15 protein-coding genes are annotated in these 17,066 nt (G+C 68.8%); 1 reads left to right on the forward strand and 14 read right to left on the reverse strand.

The window, feature by feature from the left end:
- Positions 1 to 23 precede the first annotated feature (23 nt).
- Positions 24 to 554: a hypothetical protein gene (locus DVW87_RS17750; protein ID WP_147276211.1), complete on the forward strand. Its 531-nt coding sequence runs from the start codon at positions 24 to 26 to the stop codon at positions 552 to 554.
- Positions 555 to 942: 388 nt separating this feature from the next.
- Here the strand turns inward: DVW87_RS17750 and DVW87_RS04190 are convergent, their stop codons facing one another.
- The 14 genes from DVW87_RS04190 to DVW87_RS04250 form a co-directional block, all read right to left on the reverse strand.
- A complete protein-coding gene (locus tag DVW87_RS04190; protein ID WP_114686462.1) occupies positions 943 to 1,323 on the reverse strand; it encodes a hypothetical protein in 381 nt (126 codons plus the stop codon).
- A gap of 175 nt (positions 1,324 to 1,498) precedes the next feature.
- A complete protein-coding gene (locus tag DVW87_RS04195; RefSeq protein WP_114686463.1) occupies positions 1,499 to 2,110 on the reverse strand; it encodes a TetR/AcrR family transcriptional regulator in 612 nt (203 codons plus the stop codon).
- Positions 2,111 to 2,261: 151 nt separating this feature from the next.
- Complete coding sequence (locus DVW87_RS04200) at positions 2,262 to 4,592, reverse strand: xanthine dehydrogenase family protein molybdopterin-binding subunit (RefSeq protein WP_114686464.1); 2,331 nt, start codon at positions 4,590 to 4,592, stop codon at positions 2,262 to 2,264.
- On the reverse strand, positions 4,589 to 5,575 hold the full coding sequence (locus tag DVW87_RS04205; protein ID WP_114686465.1) for an FAD binding domain-containing protein: 987 nt from the start codon (positions 5,573 to 5,575) through the stop codon (positions 4,589 to 4,591). Before DVW87_RS04205 ends, DVW87_RS04200 begins: the two co-directional genes overlap by 4 nt.
- Positions 5,572 to 6,069: a 2Fe-2S iron-sulfur cluster-binding protein gene (locus tag DVW87_RS04210; RefSeq protein WP_114686466.1), complete on the reverse strand. Its 498-nt coding sequence runs from the start codon at positions 6,067 to 6,069 to the stop codon at positions 5,572 to 5,574. Before DVW87_RS04210 ends, DVW87_RS04205 begins: the two co-directional genes overlap by 4 nt.
- A gap of 72 nt (positions 6,070 to 6,141) precedes the next feature.
- Positions 6,142 to 7,185, reverse strand: a complete 1,044-nt coding sequence (locus tag DVW87_RS04215; RefSeq protein WP_114686467.1) for a c-type cytochrome — start codon at positions 7,183 to 7,185, stop codon at positions 6,142 to 6,144.
- Positions 7,182 to 7,772 carry a cytochrome c oxidase assembly protein gene (locus tag DVW87_RS18265; RefSeq protein ID WP_239017742.1) on the reverse strand — a complete coding sequence of 197 codons (591 nt, stop codon included), beginning with the start codon at positions 7,770 to 7,772 and terminating at the stop codon, positions 7,182 to 7,184. The genes DVW87_RS04215 and DVW87_RS18265 overlap by 4 nt, the downstream gene beginning before the upstream one ends.
- A complete protein-coding gene (locus tag DVW87_RS18270) occupies positions 7,769 to 8,149 on the reverse strand; it encodes a hypothetical protein (RefSeq protein WP_239017743.1) in 381 nt (126 codons plus the stop codon). The genes DVW87_RS18265 and DVW87_RS18270 overlap by 4 nt, the downstream gene beginning before the upstream one ends.
- Positions 8,146 to 10,659, reverse strand: a complete 2,514-nt coding sequence (gene ctaD / locus DVW87_RS04225) for a cytochrome c oxidase subunit I (RefSeq protein WP_114686469.1) — start codon at positions 10,657 to 10,659, stop codon at positions 8,146 to 8,148. The genes DVW87_RS18270 and ctaD overlap by 4 nt, the downstream gene beginning before the upstream one ends.
- Positions 10,656 to 11,636: a cytochrome c oxidase subunit II gene (coxB, locus tag DVW87_RS04230; RefSeq protein ID WP_239017744.1), complete on the reverse strand. Its 981-nt coding sequence runs from the start codon at positions 11,634 to 11,636 to the stop codon at positions 10,656 to 10,658. The genes ctaD and coxB overlap by 4 nt, the downstream gene beginning before the upstream one ends.
- Positions 11,637 to 11,701: 65 nt before the next feature.
- A complete protein-coding gene (locus DVW87_RS04235) occupies positions 11,702 to 13,945 on the reverse strand; it encodes a TonB-dependent receptor (RefSeq protein ID WP_114686470.1) in 2,244 nt (747 codons plus the stop codon).
- Positions 13,942 to 14,775, reverse strand: a complete 834-nt coding sequence (locus DVW87_RS04240) for an HpcH/HpaI aldolase/citrate lyase family protein (protein WP_114686471.1) — start codon at positions 14,773 to 14,775, stop codon at positions 13,942 to 13,944. Before DVW87_RS04240 ends, DVW87_RS04235 begins: the two co-directional genes overlap by 4 nt.
- The gene (locus DVW87_RS04245; RefSeq protein WP_114686472.1) at positions 14,772 to 15,224 is read right to left on the reverse strand and encodes a MaoC family dehydratase; all 453 of its coding nucleotides are present in this window, start codon (positions 15,222 to 15,224) and stop codon (positions 14,772 to 14,774) included. The genes DVW87_RS04240 and DVW87_RS04245 overlap by 4 nt, the downstream gene beginning before the upstream one ends.
- Positions 15,224 to 17,065 (reverse strand): acetyl/propionyl/methylcrotonyl-CoA carboxylase subunit alpha, encoded by a 1,842-nt coding sequence (locus DVW87_RS04250; RefSeq protein ID WP_114686473.1) that lies wholly within the window; start codon positions 17,063 to 17,065, stop codon positions 15,224 to 15,226. Before DVW87_RS04250 ends, DVW87_RS04245 begins: the two co-directional genes overlap by 1 nt.
- Position 17,066 lies beyond the last annotated feature (1 nt).

A 17,066-nucleotide genomic window follows, 5' to 3' on the forward strand; every position in this document is an offset into this window, starting at 1 on the left:
GGCTTTTCTGGCATCAAAGCGGAATGCACGCGGTCTTTGATCCAAACAACAGCTATCTCGTTGGCGGTTGGGGCCTTATATTAACCATAGTAGGTCTGGTGATTTCAGTTCTCGGTTTTGTCATTACGCTTTGGCAAATTAGAAGAACAAAGTCTGCAACCGACTCCGTATCGATTGCACTAGAAAGTTTCAAAACTAGGCTAAAACATTCGGATGCCTCTGTAGAAGCGGCCAGGGTGATCAAATATTTTGAAAAATCTATTATCTATATGCGAAATCACGATTGGATTTCTGCTTCTGATAGCCTCTGGGAAGGGCAAAGCCTATTACATAGACTAAAAGGCGATCTCGAATATACTGGCGGTGAAGATAAGCTTACAGACCGCAACCTTCAAACATTTCTCGAGTCAATCCAACTACTGCAGGATATTTCAAGTAAGGGCATCAAAGGTTTCGATTCTTCCGACATAATAAAAAGCATAAGAATACAAGTTAATATTCTTGAGCATACAATCGTAACAGCTCAGAAGGAAGTGCAAAATGCACAGCAGTGAGTCTAGCTACAAAGAGCTAATATCCTCTTTGGATCAAAAAACCAGATCAGGCGCGCTGAAGTGGTCGTCCCGAACAATTGCAAACTCATACGAAGCCCTGGTCGGCGAGTATATCGTCCATATAGATCATGAGAGAGATAGTGGGAGTGAGTTTGAATTATGGTTATTCGACAAAGAACTAAATTTGATTGATAATGTAGCGTCTGCCGATCTATATAAATTTAGGGATTATCCAGCCATAGATTTCGCAATAAAACTTCGCAATTTATACGAACTGGTTGGGCAGAAGACTACTGAGGGCCGCGTAGAAGACGTCCTCAAGACTTTAAGGGATTTGTAGCGCCTGAACTGAGTTTTAGGTAAGTCTGGAGGCTCACCACGAAGAGAGCTACTGCTTGATCGACATCCGTGCCGCCGACAGGCTCGCCATCATCGTATCGTATTGCGCCAGCGTAAACCCCGCCGCCAGGAACGCCTTCACCTCGTGCCCGGGCACGGCATAGTTGTGGTGCCACGCCAGCACGGCCATGCGGCGGAGCGCTTCCAGGCGTTCGTCGGCGAGGCGGGGGTTGGGGGTCTTGAGGACCACGCGCATCGCCACCGCGATGCGGCCGGGGGTGCGCAGCGAGCTCAGGCTGTCGCGGCGGGCGAGTGCCACCACCGACCATTCCAGCGCGCTCAGGCGGCCCTCATCGGGGGCGATCGTCGTTCCCGCGACGGCATCGGCCAGGGCGGCGGCGCCGGGCTCGTTGAATGCGACATAGGCCATGCGTGTTTCCCCTTCGCTGGGCGCAACTCGACGGCCGCGCAGGGCCGATACCCGGAGCGACGGAACGAAGAGGAGCTGCCAATCTTCTATACTGGTCGGTATAGAAATCGGACCGGCGTCCGTCAATCGCTTTCTGTACCGCTCAGTACGTTTTCAGGAAAACGGTCGCCCGCGCCTACTTGCCCGGCCAGATCATCAGGCTGGTTTCCACCACCCGCTCGAGATCGGCATGGCTGGCCCCCGCCCCGGCCTGCACGGCCATGCCCTGCAGGATGGCATAGAGATACTGGCACAGCGATTCGGGGGAGACCTCCGCCGGCAGGTCGCCGTCCGCCGCCGCCTGCTCGAAACGCGCCGCCATCGCCGCCTGGGACGACAGCCGCCGCTCGGTGACATGCGCCTTGATCGACTCGCCCTCCGCGCCGCAGGCGGTGGAGCTGATGACGCCCAGGCAGCCCTTCGGGTCGCATCCGCCCGCCATCGCCTCCAGCGCGCCGCGCAGGAGGTGCTCGGCCACCGCGCGCGCGGTGGGCTGCTGCAATGCCTCGCGGGTATAAGCGAGCTTTTCGGCCTCGTAGAGGTCCAGCGCCTTGTGGAACAGGGCTTCCTTGTTGCCGAACGCGGCATAGAGGCTCGGCTTGGTGATGCCCATCGCCGCGGTGAGATCGGCCATGGATGCGCCCTCATAGCCCTTGGCCCAGAACACGCCGAGCGCGGCCGCAAGCGCTCCATCGACGCAGAATTCGCGCGGGCGACCCTTGGGCGCTGGCAAAACGGCACTTTCCATAACGCGCGGTATATATTGCCGCCGGCGCCGCTTGGCTAGAGCAGGATGACATGGGGCTGGCTCACTCGTCGTTGCGAGCGCAGCGAAGCGATCCAGGGCAACCCGCGGAACCCTGGATTGCTTTGCTACGCTCGCAAGGACGGTCGCGGCGCTAGAGCAGCTTGTCCAGCGTGATCGGCAGGTCGCGCACCCGCCTGCCGGTGGCGTTGTAGATCGCGTTGGCCACCGCCGCGCCGACGCCGGTGATGCCGATCTCGCCCACCCCGTGCGCGCCCATCGGGGCGTGCGGATCGGGCACGTCGGTCCAGATCACGTCGATCTCGGGCACGTCCATGTGCACGGGCAGGTGATATTCGGCGAGGCTGGGGTTCATGATCCGCCCCTTGCGCTCGTCGAACTGCGTTTCCTCCATCAAGGCCATGCCCAGCCCCATGATGATGCCGCCGCGGAACTGGCTGGCCGCCGTCTTGGGGTTGAGGATGCGCCCGCAATCGAACGAGCCGAGGAAGCGGCGGACGCGCACTTCGCCGGTCACTGCGTTCACCCCCACTTCGCAGAACAGCGCGGAATGGCTGTGCATCGACCAATGCATGGTCTCCAGCGGCGGCGGCGGCGTGCCTTCCACCACCAGCGTGCCCCGCTGTGCGCGGGTGAGAATGGAGGCATAGGTCTCGTGCCGCAACGGGTCGGCCAGGCTGGCGAGCCCGTTGTCCAGCCCGCCGACCTCCTCCACCGACAGGCCGGCGAGCGGCGAGTCGTTGCCGGCGAGCTGCAGCAGCTCCTTCACCAGCAGGCGGTGCGCCGCGATCACGGACGCGCCGATCGAGGCGGTCTGCTGCGATCCGCCGGCCAGCACCACGCCGGGCAGCGTGCTGTCGCCATAGTTGAAGGTGATGGCGTCCATCGGCAGGCCGAGCCGGTCCGCCGCGACCTGCGTCTGCGCGGTGGCGGTGCCCATGCCCATGTCGTGCGCGGCGATGTCGATGGTGGCGTGCCCGTCCTGGCGCAGCGTGATGCGCGCCGCGCCGCCGGGCATGCGGTAATAGGGATAGGTGCCGCCGGCCACGCCCGTGCCGATCCGCCACTCGCCCTCGCGCCGGCTGGCGACGGGCGCGCGATCCGACCAGCCGAAGCGCTCGGCCCCGTCGCGCCACATCTTCTCCACCTCGCGGATGGAAAAGGGCGCGCCGGTCACCGGATCCTTGTCGGGCTCGTTCTTCAGCCGGAGGTCGATCGGGTCCATGCCGATTGCCTCGGCCAGCTCGTCGATCGCGCATTCCAGCCCGAACGTGCCCACCGCCTCGCCCGGCGCGCGCATGAAGGTGTTGGCGAGCATGTCCATATAGGCCACGTCCACCTCCAGCTTGAACGCGTTCGCGCCGTACACGCTCATCGCCGGCAGGATGAAGGGCTCGGGCAGCTGGTTGTGCGGGCTCATCGCCACCGTGCCGGTATGGATCAGCGCCTCGAACGTGCCGTCCGCCGATGCGCCGATCGCCACCCGCTGCTCGGTGGAGGTGCGCCCGCCGACCACGCGGTACACGCCCTCGCGCGACAGCGTCAGGCGTACCGGGCGATCCACCAGCTTCGAGGCGGCGGCGGCGATCACCTGGTGGTTCCACAGGCACTTGCCGCCGAACCCGCCGCCGACGAACGGCGAGGAAACGTGGACCTGGCTTTCCTCCATGCCGAACACCTGCGCCAGGCTCCAGGCGGTGTGCGCCACCAGCTGGGACGCATCGTGCACGCGCAGGCGGTCGCCCTCCCACGCCACGGTGCAGGCGTGGAGTTCGATGGCGTTGTGGCTGTGCCGCGGCGTCTCATAGGCCTGGTCCACCCTGAAGGGCGCGGCAGCCAGCGCCTCCTCCGCGTCGCCGATGCGGATGTTGAGCGGGTTGCCCATGAACACGCCCGGATGCTTTCCCTTGGCCTTGGCGCCCGCGAAGCTGGTGATCGCCGGCACCTCTTCATAGGTGATGCGCAGCAGCGACCTCGCATGGTCCGCCTGCTCCTGCGTTTCGGCGAGCACGGCGGCGACCGGCTGGCCGTTCCAATGGACTTCCGGATCCTGGAAGATCGGCAGGTCGACGCCGCCCGCGGCCTTCTGGTCGGTCAGGAACAACGGCACCTTGTTCATGCGCGGCGCATTCTCGTGCGTCATCACCAGCACGACGCCGGGCACCGCCTCCGCCGCCTTCGTGTCGATGGCCAGGATCCGCCCGCGCGCGATCGTGCTGTAGGCGAGCGCGGCATAGACCATGCCGTCGAGCGCGAACTCCGCCGCATAGCGCGCCTGCCCGCCGACCTTCAGCGGGCCATCGATGCGCGAGACGGGCCGGCCGATCTGGCCGTGCTGCTCGCGGATCAGCGGATCGGGCCGGCCGCCCGGCATCCAGCTGTCGGGCGCGAGCTGGATCGCCTTGCCCACCGCCTGCTGCGCCATGCCCTTGGCGGCCTGCTTGGCATCTTCCAGCATGCTCATGCGCCCGCTCCCGCCAGCTCGCCCAGCACCGCCACCATCGTGCGGCGGGCAAGCTCGATCTTGAACCCGTTGTCCTTCAGCGGCAGCGCGTCCGCCAGCTCGGCGAGCGCGGCCGCGGTGAAGGCCTCTTCCGTCGCGGGTTGCCCGCGCAACGCTTCCTCCGCCTTCCACGCGCGCCACGGCTTGTGCGCCACACCGCCGAGCGCGAGGCGCACGTCGCGCACCCGTCCGTCCGTCACCTCCAGCGCGGCGGCGACGGAAACCAGCGCAAAGGCATAACTCGCCCGGTCGCGCACCTTGCGGTAGGTGGAGCGCGCCGCCAGCGGCAGCGGCGGCAGCTCGATCGCGGTGATGAGCTCGCCCGGCTCCAGCATCGTCTCCACGTCGGGCCGGTCGCCGGGCAGCCGATGGAGGTCGGTCAGCGGCAGGCGACGATCGCCGCGCGTGCTGCCGAGGTGCACGGTCGCGTCCAGCGCCGCCAGCGCGACGCACATGTCCGACGGGTGCGTCGCGACGCAATCGGCCGACGCGCCCAGGATCGCGTGGATGCGGTTGAACCCGCCGATCGCGTCGCATCCCTCGCCCGGCCGGCGCTTGTTGCAGCGCGATCCCTCGTTGTCATAGAAATAGGTGCAGCGCGTGCGCTGGAGCAGGTTGCCGCCGACCGTCGCCATGTTGCGGATCTGCGCCGAGGCGCCCGCCACGATGGCGCGGGACAACAGCGGGTAGCGGCGGCGGACCAGCGCGTGTTCGGCCACCGCGGTGTTAGTCGCCGCGGCGCCGATCAGCAGGCCGCCGTCCGCCGTTTCCTCGATCGCGTGGAAGAGGCCGGTCACGTCGACCAGCGCTTCCGGCCGCTCGATCGTCTCGCGCATCAGATCGACCAGGTTGGTGCCGCCCCCCAGATAGCGCGCGCCTGCCTGCCCGCCCTGGCGCAGCGCATCGCCGGCGGCGACCGCGCGGGTGTAGCGGAACGGAGTCATCGGCCGGCCTCCGCAAACTCCGTGATCGCCGCGACGATGCCGTTGTGCGCGCCGCAGCGGCATAGATTGCCGCTCATCCGCTCGCGCAGTTCCTCCGGCGTCAGGAGTAGCTCCTCGGCGGCAAGGTCGGCGGTGACGTGGCTGGGCACGCCGCGGCGCACCTCTTCCACCATGGCGACGGCCGAACAGATCTGCCCGGGCGTGCAATAGCCGCACTGAAAGCCGTCGTGCTCGACAAAGGCGGCCTGCAAGGGATGCAGCGCGCCGGGCGCGCCGAGCCCTTCGATCGTCGTGATCTCCCGCCCCTCATATTGCACCGCCAGCGCCAGGCAGGAGAGGATGCGCTCACCGTCCACCAGCACGGTACAGGCGCCGCATGCGCCCTGGTTGCAGCCCTTCTTGGTGCCGGGCAGGTGCAGCTCCTCGCGCAGTAGGTCGAGCAGCGAAACCCGCGGGTCCGCGGGCGGCGACACGGTGATGCCGTTGACGATCATGTTCTGGGTTCCCCCCGCTTTCGGGTGCACCGGGATCGAACCCGGACTGGCCGCAAACGGGTTGATGCAGATTTAGTTCCGCGCCTGCCCGGCATAGTATCGGGCGAGCCGGTCGATCATCTCCTCTGGAATGCGCCGTGCGATCACCGGCATGGTGGCGTGGGTCTTGCGCGCATCCACCACCGTTTCGTCGCCGCGCCAGCGACGCAGGCGCCCGGCGACATAGGCGGCCTTCTGCCCGTTCAGCACCGGATAGGGCTTGTTCGGCGCATGGCAGCTCGCACAGGCGGGGAGCTCGCGATCCGGCAGCCCTTCGCGCACGATCCGCTCCGCCTCCGGGTCGCTGCCCCCGGCCGGCGCACCAAGGCCCGGCATCGCCGCGAACCGCGCCGCCAGCGCCCGCATGTCCGCCTCGCTCAGCCGCGCAACGGCATTGCCCATCACCGCGCTGTGTCGATCGCCGGTGCGATAGGCTTTGAGGCTGGCCAGCAGATACTCGAAGCGCTGCCCGCCCAGCACCGGAATGTCGCCCTGCCCGCGCCCGCGCCCATCGCTGCCGTGACAACCGGCACACGTCTCGAACCGGTTGGAGCCGGCGATCGCCGCCGCCCCGCCCGTCAGCTGCGCGAACATCTCCGGCGTCATGCCCGGCAGCCGACGGACCAGCGCGACCATGCGGCGGACCTCGTCCTCCCGGTCCTGCGCCGGCCAGGCGGGCATGCCGCTGAACTTCACGCCATGCTTCAGAATCCAGAACAGGTGGCGGTCGTTCCACTCCCTGGCGTTCACCGACAGGTCCGGCGCCGGGGGTGTCGCAGCGCGCGCGACGGGCGACGCGCCCAGCCCGGGGGCTCCATGGCACACCGCGCAGGAAGCGGCGAAATGCCCGGCGGCGCTGACCAGGCCGGTCGCGTCGGCCGGCTGCTTGGGCGCATCGAAATGGCTGCGCGTCTTTACCGAGTTGCGCATCACCCAGTGGAGGAACCAGTCGGTGACCGGCCAATGGCCGCTGGACGCCGCGACGTTCACCGCGCCCGACCAGCCGACCGCCAATCCGGCCAGCGCCAGCGCGAGCAACGCCGCCAGCACGCGCTTCCAGGTGATGCGAACCGTCATGCCGCCTGCGCCTCCCCCTGCCGCAACATGCCGGCCAGCACCGCCAGCGCGCCGAGCAGATAGCTCGCGCCGCCGACCAGCAGCATCACCACACCCGCCAGTTGCTGATCCTCCAACGCGCCCAGCCCCCAAGGCGCGCCATGCGCCATCCCCGCATAAAGCGGCCGGGGCGCCAGCCCGATCAGCGCGCCGAGCAGGGTCATGTGCATGGACGTCAGCAGCAGCGCGCCGATGCCCGCCGCGCCCGCCTGCCCTCGATGCGCGAGCACCGCCGACCACAAACCGGTGCCCACCAGCAGGAAGCAGCCGATCTCCGCTACCATCGCCACCGTCGCATGACCCGCCGCCATGCGCACCTGCGGCAGGTGCAACAACCAGACGGTCGCCAGCTCCAGCACCGACCAGGCGAGCGGGCTTGCCAGTAGGGCCGCCGGCTCCCACCGGCTGCCGCGAAGGGCAAGCGCCAGCGCCGGCGCGGCGAGGGCGACGGCGATCATGTGCGCGGCCATGTGCCCGGTCATCCCGCGCGTGCCGGCGGCGATGGCCAGGGCCACGAGAGCCGCAGCAAGGATCGCGGATCGCTTCACCGGCAATCGCTCAGAAACAGCACCGGCGCGGCGGTGAACAGCACGCCGACGAAGCTGAGGCCGGCCAGCAACATGGTGGCATAGGCCAGGAAGCGCAGCCGGTCGGTCTCCGTGCCCTCCTCGTGAGGGGGATGATCGCCGGGCGTGCGCGACTGCACCCGCGCGATCCAGCCGGAGGCAAGGATGACGAGCAGCGCCAGGATCGTGCAGGCCCAGAACACGCCCGGCGCGGTGGAGAAGCTGCCGGTCTTGGCGCAGCGGATCGCCGCCCACAGGTAGGAGAACAGGAAATGCGCCGCCCACACGGTCGGCGGCACGATCAGCGTCCACAAGGTGACGTTGAGCGAGCGGGCGCGGGCACGCAGGCGCTCGATCATGCGACCTCCGGGAACAGGCCGATCGTGGCATAGGCGACCACGGCGGTGAACAGCAGGAAATGGAGGTACAGCGTCACGTTGCCCACGTCGGCGTCGTGGGACGGTGTGGTGCGCCCCGCCAGGCTGCGGGCGAGCGCGTAGAGCTGCGCGATCGCGGCGATGCCGGCATGGGCGGCGGTCCAGATCGCCAGCGTCCAGACGATCGCCGGATAGGCGGCCGCTGCCGGGTCGAGCCCGGACAGCCAGGGCCCCGCCAGCCCCGCCCCCACCGAGCCGATCGACAGCAGCGCTCCTGCGCCGAGCAGCAGCCGCGCCGGCGCCACGCCGCCGCGCCGATGCAGCTCGCGCGCGGCAAGGGTCGCGCCCCAACTCGCCGCCGTCAGGGCGAGCGCGATCATCGGCCATGCCGCACCCGGTCCCGCGCCGGGCGGCGGGAAGCCGGTATGCACCGTCCAGAAGAAGAAATAGCCGAACACCAGCCCGGAAAACGCCGTGGCATCCGCCAGCATGGTGATGAACATCGCCCACCAGCCCGGCGCCTGCGGGCCGGCGATGTACAGCGGCAGCTCCAGCCCGTGCCCGATCGGCTTGCACGGTTTTTCCGGGATCTCCGCCGTGCTCCACAGCCAGCGCAGGATGAAGCCGAGCGCGACAACGCCGCTCGCCAGCGCCCACCAGTACAGGTGATAGGTGGTGAGGATGAACACGCCGCCCACCGCGATGGCCGTCAGCATCGGCACGAAGCTCGGCGTGCCGAGCCGCAGCACCGCCACCGGCCGCGCGTCGAGCACCGAGGTGATGATCGTCTCGCGCCGGCCTTCCTCGGCATCGGGCAGGAAGAAGCGGCCCTCGTCAACCTTGGCGACGAAGCCGGGCTGGTCCCAGATCGGGTAGCGCGTCTCGATCAGCGGCACGGAGCGGATGCCCCAATCCTCGTCATCGGGATGCGCCAGCCATTCCAGCGTGCCGGCATCCCATGGATTGCGCTTCGCCTTGGCCCGCGGCGGCGACAGCGCCATGTCGACCACCACCACCAGCACGCCCGCCGCGAACAGGAACGCGCCGAGGGTGGACGCCAGGTTGAGCCCGCCCAGCCCCAGTTCGCTCGGATAGGTGAACACGCGCCGCGGCATGCCCATCAGGCCCGACAGGTGCATGGGAAAGAAGGCAAGGTTGGCGCCGGCGAACAGCATCCAGAACGCCGTGCGCCCCATCCGGTCCGACAGCTTCTTGCCCGTCACCAGCGGCCAGTAATAATAAAGGCCGGCGAACAGCGGCATCAGCGTGCCGCCGATCAGCACGTAATGGAGGTGCGCGACGACGAAATACGTGTCGTGCGCCTGCCAGTCGAACGGCACGATCGCCACCATCACGCCGGTCAGCCCGCCGATGACGAAGATGGCGAGGCTGCCGGTCGCGTACAGCAAGGGCGTCGAGAAGATCACGCGGCCGGCCGCCAGCGTCGCGATGAAGGCGAAGATCTGCACGCCGGTGGGGATCACCACCGCCTGCGATGCCGCCGAGAAGAACGCCAGGCTGATCTTCGGCAGGCCGGTGGCGAACATGTGGTGGACCCACAGGCCGAAGCTTAGGAACGCCGTCCCCACCGCCGCCAGCACGATATACGGATAGCCCAGCAGATGCCGCCGCGCGAACGTGGGGATCAGCATCGCGAACAGCGCAATGCTCGGCAGGAAGATGACATAGACTTCCGGATGGCCGAAGATCCAGAACAGGTGCTGCCACAGCAGCGGATCGCCGCCCTTCTCGGCCGTGAAGAACGGCCAGCCGAGCAGCCGTTCCATCTCGAACAGCACGTCGCCCGCGATCAGCGGCGGAAAGGCGAACAGGATCATCACCGCCACCACCAGGATGTACCAGGCGTAGAGCGGCATCAGGTTCAGCCGCATGCCCGGCGGCCGGCATTTCAGCACGCCGACGATCAGCTCCACGGCCGCCGCCACCGAGCTCACCTCGATGAACGACAGGCCGAGCATCCAGATGTCGGCGCCCAGCCCGCTGAGGTCCGTTCGGGTGGTGAGCGGCGGATACATGAACCAGCCGCCGTCCGGCGCGGCGTTGAAGAAGATCGAGCCGAGCACGAAGATGCCGCCGATCAGGAAGCTCCAATAGCCGAAGGCGGAGAGCCGCGGGAACGGCAGGTCGCGCGCGCCGAGCAGCTGCGGCAGGAGGATGATCGACACCGCCTCGAACATCGGCACGGCAAACAGGAACATCATTGCCGAGCCGTGCAGCGTGAACAGCTGGTTGAACGTGTTCGGCCCGACCAGGTCGTTCTCCGGCACGGCGAGCTGCGTGCGCATGATCAGCGCCAGCACGCCGGCGAACAGCATGAAGGCGAAGGCGGTCAGCGTGTACCACACGCCGACGCGGTTGTTGTTCACGTCCGTCCAGCGCCTGAGCCAGCCTTCCGGCGGCTTCCAGGCGGCGCGCAGCCGCTCCTCCTGCGCATGGCGCAAGCCGGGATCGTCCTGCGCGTGGAGGCTCATTTCAGCCCTTTCAGGTAGCGGGCGATGGCACGCGCCTCGGCCTCGGACATCTGCGGGAAGGCGGGCATCCGCACGCCGGGCTTGAACCGTTCGGGATGGCGCACGAACGCCGCAATGTTTGCCTCGGTGGGCCGCAACATGCCGGCCGCGATCGTCGTGCGTCCGCCAAGGTGCGACAGGTCCGGACCGATCGCGCCGGCCGCCCCCGTGCCGCGGATCGCATGGCATCCGCCGCAGCCGTTCGCCAGGAACAGCGCCTTGCCCGCACCGGCCGGAGCGACGGCGGGCTGGCGTTCCGCGGCCAGCCAGCGATCGAACTCGGCCGCCGGCATCGCCACCACGTCGAACGCCATCAGCGCGTGGCTGAGGCCGCAGAACTCGGTGCATTGGCCACGGAAAAGGCCCGCGCGCGTCGCGCGCACGGCCATGACGTTGCGCCGCCCCGGGATCATGTCCGTCTTGCCGGCAAGCCCGGGAATCCAGAAGCTGTGCACCACGTCCCGGCCTTCCAGGTGCAACAGCACGGTGCGGCCCACGGGGATGCGGATCTCGTTCGCGCTGGTCACCGGCGCGGCGCCGGCGGGCTCGTATTGGACCCGCCACCAGAATTGCTCGCCCGTCACCGCGATGCGCAGGTCCGCCGGCGCAACCGCGCGCGGGCGCATCGCCGGCAGGCTGTAGGCGAGCAGCCCGAGCAGCAGCACCGTCGGCAGCACGCCGCCCGCGACGAGGATCAACCGCTCGCCCCCGCGCAGGCCCAGCCTGCCCTCCGGCGCGCGCACCGCCCAGGCCATCAGCGCCGCAAGCGCCAGGGCGATCACCACGGCTCCCGCCACCATCACCACCGTGAGATGGCGCAGCACGGCGGCTTCCTCGCCGAACGGCACCAGCGCGGACTGCTGTTGATTGCATCCGGCGAGCGCCAGGAGCAGCGGCACGGTTGCCCGTCCGCGCAGCATGCCGATCGCCTGTCGCATCACCATCAGGGGCTAGGGCGGGCTCCCGCCCCTGTCCACCCGGTCACGAAACGTTACAGAAGGGCTCAGAAGCGGCGGCGCACCTGCACCTGCACCTCGCGCGGCGCGACCGGATAGCCGATCGAGCCGACGCTGCCGCTGTTGTAGCGTCGATCGGTGAGGTTGGTGGCGGACAGGATGACCGCCCAGTCGCCCAGCTCATAGCCGATCCGTGCATTGGCGCTTTCCGCATTGTCGACGCGGTGCTGCGGCTCGTTGCACAGGGCGATGTCGTAGGGGGAGGAGCCGCTATACTCTCCACCAAGACGCAATTGCCCCTTGCCGAGCGGTCGGACGAGGCTGGCGTTCAGCTGGTAGCGGAACGCCGGCGTGAAGCGCAGGTCGAGCTGTCGCTCGTCCGCCACGAACGCGGTACAGCCGGGGCTCGCCGCCAGCCGGGTGAACCGATCAGCTAGCGTCGCTGCCCAGCCGCCAAGCTCCAGCCCCGGCAGCACCCGAAACGACCAGTCCGCCTCCAGCCCCGAGATCCGCGCATCGCCGACATTCTGGCGGAAGATGTCGGGCGGGATGGTGTTCGCGCGCGCGGCGGAAAAGGCGATGTCGGTGTAGCTGTTGACGAAATAGTCGATGTTCAGCGTCAGGCGCCGATCGAACAGGCGGGATTTCACGCCCACTTCGCGGCTCCACACCTTTTCCGGCGCGATCGCGTCCTGCCGGTTCAGCACGAAATCGATGTTGCGCGCGCGCCCGTCGAAGCTGCCGCTCCGAAAGCCCTTCGCCAGCGAGGCGTAGGCGGTCGCCTGCCAGCCCGTGCCCTGCACCAGGTAATCGGCCGCGAGGCGGGGCGACACGTCCGTCCAGCGGCGCGCGAGCGTGCGCCGGGCTGGCCTGCCATCGGGCAGGACCAGCACCGTTCCGGGAGCGGTGAGGAAGCGCACATCGTAGCGCTTGCGCTCGTCGGTGAAGCGCAACCCCGCCGTCAGGGTGGCGCGGGCGCCGAGATGCCCGGTGGCGGAACCATAGGCCGAATAGCTGTCGGTATCGAGGCGCGGCTCGTAGGGCGACCAGTTGCCGCTCGTGCCCGCCCCTCGCGAGGGCGCCACGAAGAAGTCGTCGGTGCGGAAGCGCGCGCCGGCGGAACCGGCCGGCACGGCGGAACTCAACGCCGTCAACTGATCGTTGTGCTCGCCGGAATAATAAAGCCCGGCGAGCAGATCCACCGCACCGTCCCATGCGGTGCCGGTGAGTTGCACCTCCTGGCTGGTGCTGTGCTGCCGCTGATCCTGCAACAGGATCACGTTGCCCTCGCCGGGCGGGGTGGCGGTCTGGTCGAAGCCGATGCGGGAGCGCAGCGCGCGGTAGCCGGTGATCGACGACAAGGTCGCGCCGCCCAGATCGAGGTCGACCCGCAGGGACGCGCCGCCCGTATCCGTGTCCCCCAGCGGCCGCGTGTCCGCCGACAGGAAGTTGTCGAGGTCGCCATCGGGCGCGACGAAGGCCGGCAGCAGGCGACCCGGCCGCGCGGGATCGGCGGCGAAACGCTGCGGAAAGCGGGGGCCGGAGCGGTCGATCGTCAGGTCGGCGGTGGCGAACACCGTCACGCGGGCGCCCGGCTTCCACAACAGGGAGGCGCGCCCGCCCTGCACCTGCTGGCCGTTGATCCGGTCGCCATCCACGAGGTTGCGCCCCCAGCCGCGCTGCACGCGGGAGATGCCCGACAGGCGCACCGCCATCGTCGGGGTGACCGGCAGGTTCACCGTCCCGCGCACGTCGAAGCGGCCGTAGCTGCCAAGCGTCAGGTCGGCCGCGCCGCCGGTGCGGGTGGTATCGGGCCGCCGGGTAAGCACCCGCAACGCCCCGCCGCTGGTGTTGCGGCCATACAGCGTGCCCTGCGGCCCGCGCAGCACTTCGATCCGCTCGATGTCGATCAGGTCCAGCAACGCCCCCGTGGACCGGGGGAGAAGGACGTCGTCGACATAGATGCCGACCGGGGGATCGTTGGTGAAGATCGAATCTCCCTCGCCCACCCCGCGCAGGAAGACGAGCGCGCCCGAACTCGTGCCGAAATTGCGCGCGAGATAGAGGTTGGGCACTTTCGTGCCGAGGCGATCGAGATTGGCGATCGCCTCGTCCTCGATCTGCTCGCCGCCCAGCACCGTGATCGCGATCGGCACGCGGCTCGCCTCCTCCTCGCGGCGCTGCGCGGTGACCGTGATGTCGCCGGATGCCGGTTCGGATTGCGCCTGCGCGGGCGCCGCGAAGAACAGGGCGGCGCCGGTTATCGCCGGCGCCCGGGAAAGATGGATCATGCGGTTCGGGCGCGATCGAGCAGGGATCGTGCCTGGCGCAGGTGCGGCGCATCGACCATGCGGCCATCGACCTGCAACGCGCCCGCCTCGGGCGCGGCGGCAAAGGCGTCCACGATCCGCTGCGCCGCGGCGACCGCCTCGGCAGAGGGCGTGAAAGCCGCGTTGATGATCGGCACCTGACGCGGGTGGATCGCCATCATGCCGGTGAACCCGTCCCGCGCGCCGCGCGCCGCATAGGCCGCCAGCGCCTCGTCGTCGGCGATTGCCGGGAACACCGTCTCGATCGCGGCCACGCCCGCCGCATGGGCGGCGAACAGGGCCAGCGACCGCACGGTCTCGTACGGCGGCGTGTACCGCCCGTCCGCCTCGCGCGAGGTGGTGGCGCCGATCGCGGCGGGCAGGTCTTCCGCGCCCCAGGTGAGCCCGCACAGCTGCGCCGCCACCGACCCATAGCCGCCGAGCGCGAAGATCGCGGCCGGCGTCTCGGTGGCGATCGGCAGGATCGGGGGGCAGCCCTCCCCCCAGGCGGCGCGCAATGCGTCGACATCGCTCGCCCCTTCCGCCTTGGGCAGCATCAGCGCGTCCGCGCCCCTGCCCGCGGCGAGATCGGCGGGAAGACAGCCAGCGCCCAGCGGGTTGATCCGCACCAGCCGAACCACGGAGGCGGGCTCGCGCAGGAACTCGGCCACCGCCGCGCGCGCCTCGTCCTTGCGGGCGGGGACCACCGAGTCCTCCAGGTCGAGGATGATCGCGTCCGCCCCGCTCGCCGCCGCCTTGGCGAAGCGCTCCGGACGGTCGGCCGGTACGAACAGCAGCGAGCGCAGCCTCATGCCGGCCGCCGCAGCAGCAGCGCGCTGCGCAGGCAGCGGCAGACGATCTCGTCGCGCTGGTTGAGCATGCGGTGGGCAAAGGTGACGATGCCCGCATTGGGGCGCGAGCGGCTGTCCTTCAGCGCCTCCACGGTGGTTTCCGCGCGCAGCGTGTCGCCGAGGAACACCGGGCTCGGCATCACCAGCGCGTCATAGCCGAGGTTCGCCACCAGCGTGCCCAGCGTCGTATCGCCCACCGACAGGCCGACCATCAACGCGAACGTGAAGGTGCCGTTGACGAGGATGCGGCCGAACTCGCTGGCCCGTGCCGCCTCCGCATCCAGGTGCAAGGGCTGCGGGTTGTGCGTCATGGTGGAGAACAGCAGGTTATCGGTCTCGGTCACCGTTCGCCGGATCTCGTGGACGAGGTGATCGCCCACCGTCCATTCGTCATAGAAGCGGCCGGCCATCAGGCGTCCGCCCGTTCGATGCGGGCAAGCAGCGCATCCACCTGCACCTGCGCGCCGGTGCTCGCCGAAAGCTCGGCGACAATGCCGTCGAACGGCGCGACCAATCCATGTTCCATCTTCATCGCTTCCAGTGTCAGCAAGCGTTGGCCCTTGGCCACCCGATCACCCGCGGCAACCTCCACGGACAGGATGCGCCCCGGCATCGGCGCCAGGATCGCGCCGTCACCGGCACTCGCGCCCGCCGCCGCCGAGGCGCGGAACCGCTCGACCCGCCAGGTCTGGCCGTCCTCGGCAAGCAGCACATCGTCCTGCTCCACCAGTTCGCCCTCGCCTTCCGACCAGTCGATCTCGGCGGGCTCGCCGCCCACCAGGAAGCGCGCGGTGAGACGCGGCGCCGCGTTCAGGCGGAAACCGGGCAGCGGCCCGGGCGAGACAAGGCTGGCGGCGGCATCCGCCAGCGCCTGCCGGGACGGCAAGGCGGGTGGCAGCAGCGCTTCGCCTTCGCGCGCGATCAGCCCGGTATCGAGCCGGGCGGCAACGAAGTCGGGGTGCGCCAGCGCCTTGACCAGAAAGCCGGCATTGCTCTTCACCGGCCACACCACCGCCCCCTCCAGCGTGTTCATCAGCGCACGCCGCGCCTGCTCGCGGGTCGCCCCCCTGGTCACCAGCTTGGCGATCATCGGGTCGTAGAAGGGCGAGATCGCATCGCCCTCCGTCACCCCGGTTTCGATCCGTGCCGTGTCGCCCAGGTCGAACGCCTCCAGCGTACCGGTGGACGGCAGGAAACCGCGCGCGGGATCCTCGGCATAAAGCCGCGCCTCAATCGCATGGCCGGAAATGCGCAGCGCCTCCTGGCGCAGCGGCAGCGGCTCGCCGCTGGCCACCCGCAACTGCCATTCCACCAGATCGACGCCGGTGATCTCCTCGGTTACCGGGTGCTCGACCTGCAATCGGGTGTTCATTTCCATGAACCAGATGCGGTCGGCGCGCAGGCCCTCGCTGGCATCGGCGATGAACTCGATCGTGCCGGCGCCGACATAGTCCACCGCCTGTGCCGCGCGCACCGCCGCGGCGCAGAGCGAGGCGCGCGTGTCCTCGTCCATGCCGGGCGCCGGCGCTTCCTCGATCACCTTCTGGTGCCGGCGCTGGAGCGAGCAATCGCGCTCGAACAGGTGCACCACGTTGCCGTGCGTGTCGCCGAACACCTGCACCTCGATGTGGCGCGGGGCGAGCACGTACTTCTCGATCAGCACGCGATCGTCGCCGAACGAGGCGGCCGCCTCGCGCTGGCAGCTGGCGAGCGCGTCGGCAAAGTCGGCGGCGGCATCGACGCGGCGCATGCCCTTGCCGCCGCCGCCCGCCACGGCCTTGATGAGCACGGGATAGCCGATGCGGTCGGCCTCCTCGCCCAGGTGTTCGGGTCGCTGGTCCCCGCCGAGGTAGCCCGGCGTCACCGGCACGCCTGCCTCGATCATGCGCGCCTTGGCGGCGTCCTTCAGGCCCATCGCGCGGATGCTGTCCGGCCGCGGCCCGACCCACACCAGGCCGGCGGCGATCACCGCCTCGGCAAAGTCGGCGTTTTCAGACAGGAAGCCATAGCCGGGATGGATCGCCTCCGCCCCGCTCTCTCGCGCGGCGGCGATGAGGCGGTCGCCGCGCAGGTAGCTGTCGCGCGCCGCGGCCGGGCCGATGGGCACCGCTTCGTCCGCCTCGCGCACATGCAGCGCATCGGCGTCCGCATCGGAATAGACGGCCACCGTGCGCACGCCCAGCGCGCGCGCGGTGCGGATGATGCGGCAGGCGATCTCGCCCCGGTTGGCGATCAGGAGGGACTGGATCATG

It is taken from the genome of Sphingomonas aracearum (assembly GCF_003345355.1).
In the GTDB taxonomy this organism is placed as follows: Bacteria; Pseudomonadota; Alphaproteobacteria; order Sphingomonadales; family Sphingomonadaceae; genus Sphingomonas; species Sphingomonas aracearum.